Origin of the sequence: Flavobacterium piscis (genome assembly GCF_001686925.1) — a bacterium.
Classification (GTDB): Bacteria; Bacteroidota; Bacteroidia; order Flavobacteriales; family Flavobacteriaceae; genus Flavobacterium; species Flavobacterium piscis.
In genome coordinates, this window is sequence record NZ_LVEN01000047.1 from 1 (window position 1) to 2,161 (window position 2,161).

The following is a 2,161-nucleotide window of genomic DNA, read 5'->3' on the forward strand; positions in this document are numbered from 1 at the left end:
TGGTTCGTACATTTTTTTAAGGTTCTAAGGTTCTGAGATGCTCAGTAACTGAGTATTTAAGTACGTTGAGCCGCGTTGGGTTGTATTACCGCAGAGTTGCACAAAGATTTCGCAAAGTTACACAAAGCTTTGTATTAAACTTTTTCTTTGTGACTCTCTGTGAAATCTTTGTGCAACTCTGTGGTACAATTTTATTTTCCTGTAAATTCAGCTTTGCGTTTTTCTAAAAATGCTGTTGTTCCTTCTTTAAAATCCTGAGTTCCAAAACACTTTCCGAATGACTTTATTTCAGTTTCAAAACCATCTTTACCGTCTTTATAATTGGCGTTAATAGCTTTTATGGCTTTATTGATGGCAAATGGAGCATTTTTTATGATTTTTTGGGCTATTGTTTTGGTAAAAATCAAAAGTTCAGCTTGTGGCACTACATGATTTACTAAACCGTATTGTTTGGCTTCTTCGGCAGAAATCATGGCTGCCGTCATGATCATTTCCATTGCGCGTCCCTTGCCTACTAATTGTGGCAAACGCTGTGTTCCTCCGTAACCTGGAATCAAGCCTAAAGTTACTTCAGGCAATCCCATTTTTGCGTTATCCGAAGCTACTCTAAAATGGCACGCCATTGCTAATTCTAATCCGCCACCAAGAGCAAAACCGTTTACGGCAGCAATTACTGGTTTCTTTAAGTTTTCGATAAAATCAAAAAGTGATTCTTGTCCTTCGGAGGCTAATTGGGCTCCTTCAACAATAGTATAATTGGCAAATTCTGAGATATCAGCTCCTGCAACAAATGCTTTTTCGCCAAATCCTGTCAGTATAATGACACGAACGTCATCGTTTTTGCCTAATAATTTAATGGCTTTACTCAAGTCGCTGATAGTAGCTTTGTTTAAAGCATTTAACTTTGTAGGTCTATTAATGGTTACGGTTGCAATTTTGTCTTCAATCGAGATTAAAAGATTTTCGTAGTTCATGACGGTGAGTTTATGAGTTTGTAATAGGTAGAGAAACTCTAAATGTGGTTCCTTTTCCGTATGTTGATTCAAAGGTAATTGTTCCTTTGTAATTTTCGATAATGTTTTTTATAATTCCGAGGCCAAGTCCCATTCCGCTTGTTTTGGTGGTAAATTTTGGTTCGAAAATCCTGCTGGTGTCTTGTTTTTGAATTCCAACTCCGTTGTCTTTTACGGCGATTTCAACATTATTGTTTCTGCGTTTTACAGTTACAACAATCGATTTATGAAACTGACTTTCCGGAATAGCCTGCGTTGCATTTTTAACGAGATTCGTAATAACGCGAATCAATTGCGTACGATCCATTTTTGAGATGATTTCTTCTTCTTCGCTTTCGAAAACAATATAATCTTCGTTAAAAATATCCAGGGCCAATTCAACAACCTCAACCACATTTAAGGTTTCGTTTTGCTGTGCCGGCATCGAGGCAAAGTTCGAAAATGCCGAAGCCACCGCCGTCATGGTATCTATTTGCTGAATTAAAGTTTCAGAATAATCGTTTAATTTTTGTTTTACATCCGGCGCTGTCGGGTCAAACTTGCGTTGAAAACTCTGCACCGTCAAACGCATCGGCGTAAGCGGATTCTTGATTTCGTGTGCGACTTGTTTGGCCATTTCGCGCCAGGCTTCTTCGCGCTCGCTTTGGGCTAGTTTTATGGCACTGGTTTCCAATTTATCGACCATTCCATTATACGCCTTTATAAGGAAATTAACCTCTTTACTATTCGCTTCTAAAACAATTTTCTCATTTTTCTGATCCAGATTGGTTTCTTCTAAACGATCTGAAATGGTTTTCAATGATTTTGTGATATAAGTAGAAAGGAAATAGGCCAATGCAAAAGCCACAACTAGCATAAACGAGTAAACCTGACTTAAACGAATCAGGAAAGTATTCAATTCGTTGTCATAATAGCCGTCGTCTTCCAGATACGGAAGATTCAAAATTCCAAGCGGTTTGAATTTTTCGTCTTTGATTAAACTGTAAGAAGATCGGTTTTTGACTCCGTCTATGGTTTTGATATCTACAAAACGCTTTTCGATAGAAGAACGCACCAGTTTTAGGATATATTCCGGAATTGGCGGCGCTACTTTATCTACCGCAAAGGATTCTTTTGAAGATTTTAATAATTTCCCCCCAAGGCTGTAA

Annotated in this window: 2 protein-coding genes; both read right to left on the reverse strand. The window is 38.0% G+C overall.

Translation table 11 applies throughout. The annotated features are described in order from the left end of the window. Window positions 1-191: 191 nt before the first annotated feature. Window positions 192-974, reverse strand: a complete 783-nt coding sequence (locus FLP_RS23980) for an enoyl-CoA hydratase/isomerase family protein (protein ID WP_065451865.1) — start codon at window positions 972-974, stop codon at window positions 192-194. Between the two features lie 10 nt (window positions 975-984). Next, window positions 985-2,161, reverse strand: a 1,177-nt coding sequence (locus FLP_RS23985) for a sensor histidine kinase (RefSeq protein WP_065452027.1), incomplete at its 5' end; no start/stop codon positions are given.